Source organism: Neoroseomonas soli (genome assembly GCF_018129065.1).
GTDB classification, from domain to species: Bacteria; Pseudomonadota; Alphaproteobacteria; order Acetobacterales; family Acetobacteraceae; genus Neoroseomonas; species Neoroseomonas soli.
In genome coordinates this window covers 1-6756 of sequence record NZ_JAAEDM010000140.1, presented here as the reverse complement: position 1 = coordinate 6756, position 6756 = coordinate 1, and the positions used below count along the sequence as shown (strand labels likewise).

The window sequence follows — 6756 nt, the reverse complement described above, 5'->3', positions numbered from 1 at the left end:
CGGACGGTTTCGAGATCCGCTGCTGGAACGGCGAGGTGGTCCGCGTCGCCTTTGCCATCGACACTCATGACCGTGAGATCATGGCCTGGGTCGGCACCTCCGGCGGCGGCATCAGCGGCGAGATGATCCGCGACATGATGCTCGACTGCGTCGAACGACGCTTCGACGCACTGCGCGCGCCGCAGCCCGTCCAGTGGCTCGCTGACAACGGCTCGGCCTACAGCGCGGGCGAAACGGTGGACTTCGCCACTGCGCTGAACCTCATCGCGTGCTTTACGCCCGTCCGCAGCCCCGAGAGCAACGGCGTCTGCGAGGCCTTCGTGAAGACCTTCAAGCGCGACTACGCCCGCGTGAACCCAAGGCCGGACGCCATCTCCGTCCTGCAGCGCCTGACCGAGTGGTTCGAGGACTACAACACCATCCACCCTCACAGCGGCTTGCGCATGCGCTCGCCCCGTGAGTTCATCGCCGCGCAGTCAGCAACCCAAGCCGCATGTCCGGTTTGATGGGGGCAACTCCAGGGGTAAGGTCAAGCGTGCTCCGCTTGGTTCAGCTTTCTATTGCAATGAGTTGGTGACTGACTCATGCTTAATTCTTATGAAGCGTAGCATCACACCGTCGCCTGGCGGCAAGAACCTATTCTTGCACATCGCTGATAAGGCAGACGGAACCTTGAGTGCGGCCAGGCTTTTATCCCCGTTGCTGATCGTCCAGCTCCTGATCATCAGCATTTCCGCGCTCTGGGTTCGGGTGCTGATTCAGACGACATCGGCAGGTGGCTCCATTTCCGCGTCGAATGAGCGCCTCGCCAACTACATGCTCTTCTTCCACCAGGATCTGCCGGTCGCAAGTGTCGTGTCCATTTTTTCCTTAGGCATTTTGGTTCTGCTCTGGCGAGGCTGGCAACCGCGGTGGGCCACACCGACACGGGCTCTGGGCTGGCGGGGACCAGCCTTGGTCGCTGCCTTTACATTCGGGGCGTGTTTGATTGCCGGGCTATACGCCCATCTCGGCTTTGACTCCGCCCTGGACGAGTTCATGCCGGCCTTCCAGGCGCGGATCTTCGCGGCTGGATGGTTGCTGGCGCCGATCGACCCCCAGTGGGAGCCGTTCGCCAAAGCCCTGCAACCACTCTTCGTCCACTTCGACGAGGCGCGCGGTCTCTGGGCCAGCGCCTACCGCCCGGTCCATGCGATGCTGCGGGCTGCAGCGCTGCTCCTGGGCGCCGAGCAGATCCTGAACCCGGTTCTCGCCGCAGGATCCGTGCTGCTGATGGCGCATGTCGTCCAGCGCGTCTTTCCGGACCGGGCGGAGGCTCCGTTGCTGGCCGCGGTTCTACTGGCCTCCTCTCCGCAGGTCATATTCATGGCGGCATCCGGCTATTCCTTTGCGGCGCATCTGTTCTTCTCCCTGTTGTGGCTCTCGCTGTTTCTGCGCGGCGACCTGGTGGGCCACGCCGCAGCGGCATTGGTGGGTGCGATCGCGATCGGCATGCACCAGGTGCACGTGCACCCGCTGTTCGCCGCGCCCTTCCTGCTGGCGCACCTCTTCGGCCACTATGGCAGGAGCCTGGCCTCGCTGGCCTGCTACGCGGTCGCCTATGGGATTGCGCTGCCGGCCTGGATCGCTTGGCCGGAAATCGCCACCGCGATCCAGACGCGCGACCTATCCGTCCTCCCGCTAAGCCTCCGCGACACCGCGTATCTCCGCAACTATGCGGAGTTCAGCGGCGAACTTCGGCAGCAGTGGAAATATTTGGTGCTGCCTGAGATGTCCACGAACCTGCTGCGCCTCGCGGCCTGGATCTCGCCTGCGCTGCTCATGCTCTCGTTGCTGGCATTGCGGCGGATGCGGGACCTGCCGCTGACGGTGCGCTTGGCTGGGCTTGGGTTCGTGCTGATGGTTGCCGCGCATGCCGTGCTGATGCCCTACCAGTTCCAAGGCTGGGGCTACCGCTACGTCCATCCGGTGCTGGGCAACCTGGTGCTGCTGGCGGTTGCCGCCTTTCCCCGCGCGGGGCCGGACCGCGCGAAGGCTAGCGTTGCGACGGTCGCGCTTGTGGGGCTCTCGCTGCTGGTGCTGATGCCCTGGCGGTTCCTGCAGGTCGAGGAGCGGATCAGGCCGCGGGCCGAGGCAGCGGCCTTTATCGAGCGTCTTGATGCGGAGGTCGTGCTGGTCGACGTGTCGGATATATGGTTTGGCGTGGACCTCGTGCACAATGATCCTTTCCTGCGCAACCGTCCGCTGATCATGGCTGCGCCGGTGCTTAGCGAAGCGCTGCGCGCGGCCTTGCAGGAACGCCGGGTGGTCGTGGTGAGGCCGGCGGATCTGGTCCCCTTCGGCCTCGGGAGCGGTAGTTGGGTGGAGCCAGTGCGCCAACCAACGAAGCATGAGCGTCGCTGATGAGACAAACAAAACTAATCTCGTTAAGTATTATTTTATCATTTCTTCTAATCGTACTCCTAATTTTTCTGTCGGGAGCGGATGTTGATCTGATAAAAGATTTCATAAATCGGGTCCCAGCCTCGGTTTTTTTCGCTGTCGCAGGTATTGAATTTATCGGACTTCTCGCTGGAGCACAAAAATGGCGGATCGCTATGGTTTGGTCCAGACCTGATGCGGGTTATCCGCCTATCCTGAGCAGTTTAGAGGCATCGACGCTAGGGTCATTATTCGCGCAGGTACTTCCCGCGCAGTTCGCCATGGTCTTCGCCCGCGCTCTTCTACAAAGACGGCATGCTGGCGTTGGTGCCGCTGTCTGGGCTACTTTCCACGAGCAACTTTTTGATTTGTTAGCGCTCGGAGCCGTTGGAGCGGCAGTGGCAAGTGCTTTCATACTCCGAACAGATGCCGTGAGCGCAGTGTCGACTGGTGCAGTGGTCGCGCTCGGCGGAGTGCTTGGAGTTAGAGCGTTATTTAAGTTTGCTGAGTCCACCGCGCGTCGATTGTTGACCAAGGCTCCTCAACGGCTTCTGCCCTCCTGCGGCAGCGTTCAGGCAGCCCTGGCGGACGCGGCGCGGCTCCCCTGGCGCGTCGCTGCGGCAATGACGGTGCTCAGTATGGCTCGCGTCGCTTGTTGGACAGCTCGGGCAATCGTCTCCTTTGCAGTACTACTCCCGAACGCGCCATTATTCGCCATCGCCACGGCAATTCCACTTGTACAATTGGCTACCGTGCTTCCCATAATCCCAGGCGGAGTTGGAACCGTGGAATGGATATGGACAGGCGCGCTAGCCGCCACCGGCATCCCGCCCAGTGACGCGGCTGCCGCAGCCCTTGCCACGCGCGCTATACAACTGGGTGGATTTCTGCTGGTACTAGGAACTGTCGGAGTGCTTGCAATCGCTAACCGGTGGCGCAGCTCGACTTGACAAAAAACACGTAATTATTCGCGTGCGGAGCAATTGTTCGAGGGCTAAGCTGTATGAGCGTTGCGTCGAATACAGATGCGAGTAGAGACGAGGTGCCGGAGGTTTTCAGGTAGGAAACTCGATCACCCGTCAGAACTCGATCGCTCGTAGCGCAAAGCAAATGCTGTAGGCTCAGGGACGGCGCCCATTCCTTTAGGACGAATAAACCACCGGGTGCGAGCGCACGCCGAATCGCTAACAAAAGTGGTGTACGAGCGCCTTGAGGTACATGGTGCAACACATCACACAATATTACGAGATCGAATTTGCCAGCACATTCGCTAGCCACCACGTCTATCTGCGCCTGCCGGAACTCCACGCGAGATGGGTCACCGCGGTAAAGCCGCCCGATGCGCGGGCTCACGTCAACGCCGAGGATCTCTGCGCGAGGGTAAGCGGTAACGAGCCGTTCGGCCAACGCTCCCTCGCCACAACCAACCTCCAGCACGTGTGAAGCCGTGGGATGCTTAGCGCAAATTATAGCAATAAGGTCATCGAGATCCACGAAGATTCGACGATAGGCTTCAGTGATGCCATGTTCATGCTGGCCAAATAGCTGACGGATAGCGGTGCCTATACTCATCACAACGCACCCGAAAGCTTAGCACGAATTCTTGGCATGACGCGCTCCGTTAGTCTGGAGGTGGAAAGAAACCTCCAGATCCCAAGAGGTCCTAGAGAGAGCAACCTACAGAGTGCGCGTGGAATCAATTGTGGCATGCCATTGGCTGCGCTTGCCAGCGCGACGTTGACAGCGATCGAAGCTTCGGCAGCCCGGAGCACTTTGACGCGTGACGCAAGAGGGACATGTTCCATGTGACGCTGCAGGACGGTGCGCTGTTGGGCCTCAAAATAATCCGGAGATCGCGCGCTCGAAACGGTCAAGGATGCAGCGTGAACGCGAAAGGCACTAACAGGAAATTCATGATACCACACTTCGCCGAGTAGCCCGAGTTTAATCCAGAGATCCCAGTCACCAGTGTAGCCAAGGTCCTCGTCGACGCCTCCAGCCGCAAGCGCAAGATCACGTCGAAACACGGGAGCCGGCATAGCAACAAAATTCTGTACTATGATGTTCGGGATAAAGGTCTCATTCGATACCATACCGATGGGGAAGGGACATCGCCAAACGCCAAGCTTCTCGCCCTTCGATCCGATGATGATTGCAGGAGATAAGTGCAGCGCAACGTGCGGCGCTTCTGAAATCCAACGCCTGACGTCGCTCGATCGTCCCGGAAGCCACTTATCGTCTTGGTGTAGAGTGCAAACATAATCAGCGCTCGCTAAATCAAGCCCCAGATTGGTCTTTTGTTGCCAAGTAGGTAGATCGAGACGCTGCATTGCGTATAGCTGCAGTCGGTCACTGAAAGAGGAAACAATATCCAGCGTTGCCGATGACTTACTGCTATCTATAATGATGCATTCAATTCCGTCCGAATCTCCACCAGAAGCAATTGAATTCAGTGCGTCAGCGATCCAGTGTTCCCCGTTGTAAGTTGGTATTATTACGGATAGCCATGGCGCTTTGCGACGATTTTCTGCAAGAGAGACGCTCAGCGAGGGCAACATACTGATTTCAATGTGCGTGCGTGAATGTAGATAGCTTTGCTTGCGACTTAGCGGTCCCTACGCCGCCCCTGGCCATAAAGCGCGCCTGGTTCCCCGCCAGCACCGATAGCAGGAAGCCGCCAAAGAAGGCCTGCACACCGATGATCATCGCGGTGAAGGCGCCGACCAGCTCGCGCACGGCGCTCAGCGGCCCGAAGCCCTCGGCCGCCCAGCTGCTCACCACCCCGGCCACGCCGGCACCTCCGCCCAGACAGAGCAGCATGCCGCCGACCAGCCAGACCTCGAGCCGCGCGGCAGCCAACACCCGGGACATGCCAGGAGAGGGCATGCGATAGCCCTCCCGGATCGCGTGCACCAGCGCGGCGAGCCCGAAGAAGGCCGTCTGGAAACCCACTATAAGCATCGCTGCCGCTGCGATCATCCAGTGGTCGCCCACCAACAGCGGCCCGAGCGGGGCCATCACCTCGCCCTGGTGCGCCAGGAGTGTGACGAACACCGCAAGCCCCAGCGCCGCGAACGCCGCCGCGGGCGCAAAGAACAGCCAGCCCGGGCTTAGCATCAGCATGTACCGCAGGTGCCGCCAGCCATCCCGCCAGGGCCGCAGATGCGGCGGCCGTCCGCGGCGGTCTGGCGACAGCGTCACCGGGCGCTCGGTAAGGTTCACGCCGAGGAGCGCCGCCTTCACCACCATCTCGGAGGCGAACACCATGCCGGTCGCGCTCGGCCTCAGCCGCTCGAGGCAGTCGCGCGTCAGGGCCCGCAACCCGCAATGCGCGTCGCTCACGCGGGTCCGGAACAGCAGGCGAAGGATCCCCGACAGGGCCGGATTGCCGATCCAGCGGTTCTTCCAGGGCATCGCGCCAGGCAGGATTCGGCCCTGGAAACGCGAGCCCATGCAGAGATCCGCCCCGCCGACCAGATCCTCCACCATGGGGACGGCTTCGACGAAGTCGTAGGAGCAATCCGCATCACCCATGACCAGGTAGCGACCACGTGCGCCCTCGAATCCCGCGAGGAGCGCCGAGCCGTACCCGCGCTCCGCAACCTCGACCAAGCGGGCGCCGCCACGCAGGGCGATGGCCCGGCTCTCGTCGGTGCTGCCGTTGTCGGCAACCACGACCTCCCCTTCCAGCCCGAGCCGCGATCGAAGCATCGCCAGGGCGGCATGTGCGCGTGCGATGCAGGCGGCGAGCGTTGCCGCCTCATTCAGACAGGGGAGTACGATCGATACGTCAGGCTTGTTATCGAACACGCGCGCAACCCACGGACTGGATTTAAGCGCGAAAATAATATGCTTCGGAACAAAAATTCAACAAATTTCGGAAAGCAGATCTGAAGTGATACGGATCGCAGGGGATAACACGAGCTGGGATGCTGCCTTCCTACTCCGAGGACAGGTGCGAACCGGCAGCAGCGGCGGAAACTTGCAGCCCACTGATGTAAGGCGATTTTTCTGGGCGTACCAAATCGGGCAAGTCAACAGGTCTGCCCCGAAAACCCCAGGAAACGTTTCGTTCCGCGCGGCGGTCGGTATGGCGGAGAGCACGGCTCGCATGGAAGCTGGCGGAGGGAGTGCGCCCAGATTCGAACCGTCGCTGGGCCGGGGGCCGTCCCAATGCATCCTTACTCAGCATGCTCAAGGCGCAGGTGAGCCGGATTCAGCCCTTTAGCAACCTGGACACCTCCAGAAACCTCTCGTCATGTTGATGTCTGGCTGATTCACTGACGCGGATTGTCGCGGGGGATGGCGATGGTTCGGCAGCCTGGGTTCTTCGAC

At 60.8% G+C, this 6756-nt stretch carries 6 protein-coding genes; 3 read left to right on the top strand and 3 right to left on the bottom strand.

Annotated features, from left to right (window positions below):
• The 3 genes from GXW76_RS24515 to GXW76_RS26285 form a co-directional block, all read left to right on the top strand.
• The coding region (locus GXW76_RS24515) for an integrase core domain-containing protein (protein ID WP_211864767.1) at positions 1-506 on the top strand (506 nt) is incomplete at its 5' end.
• Positions 507-699: 193 nt separating this feature from the next.
• Positions 700-2403 (top strand): hypothetical protein, encoded by a 1704-nt coding sequence (locus GXW76_RS24510; protein ID WP_211864766.1) that lies wholly within the window; start codon positions 700-702, stop codon positions 2401-2403.
• Positions 2403-3371: a lysylphosphatidylglycerol synthase domain-containing protein gene (locus tag GXW76_RS26285; RefSeq protein ID WP_211864765.1), complete on the top strand. Its 969-nt coding sequence runs from the start codon at positions 2403-2405 to the stop codon at positions 3369-3371. Before GXW76_RS24510 ends, GXW76_RS26285 begins: the two co-directional genes overlap by 1 nt.
• Here GXW76_RS26285 and GXW76_RS26280 read toward each other — a convergent pair.
• From GXW76_RS26280 to GXW76_RS24490, 3 genes are read right to left on the bottom strand one after another with little or no spacing between them, the layout of a single operon-like run.
• Positions 3346-3993, bottom strand: a complete 648-nt coding sequence (locus GXW76_RS26280; protein WP_211864764.1) for a methyltransferase — start codon at positions 3991-3993, stop codon at positions 3346-3348. The two genes, GXW76_RS26285 and GXW76_RS26280, sit on opposite strands and share 26 nt — an antisense overlap.
• The gene (locus tag GXW76_RS24495; RefSeq protein ID WP_211864763.1) at positions 3993-4979 is read right to left on the bottom strand and encodes a glycosyltransferase; all 987 of its coding nucleotides are present in this window, start codon (positions 4977-4979) and stop codon (positions 3993-3995) included. Before GXW76_RS24495 ends, GXW76_RS26280 begins: the two co-directional genes overlap by 1 nt.
• A 7-nt stretch (positions 4980-4986) precedes the next feature.
• Positions 4987-6231 carry a glycosyltransferase family 2 protein gene (locus tag GXW76_RS24490; RefSeq protein ID WP_211864762.1) on the bottom strand — a complete coding sequence of 415 codons (1245 nt, stop codon included), beginning with the start codon at positions 6229-6231 and terminating at the stop codon, positions 4987-4989.
• Between the last annotated feature and the right edge of the window lie 525 nt (positions 6232-6756).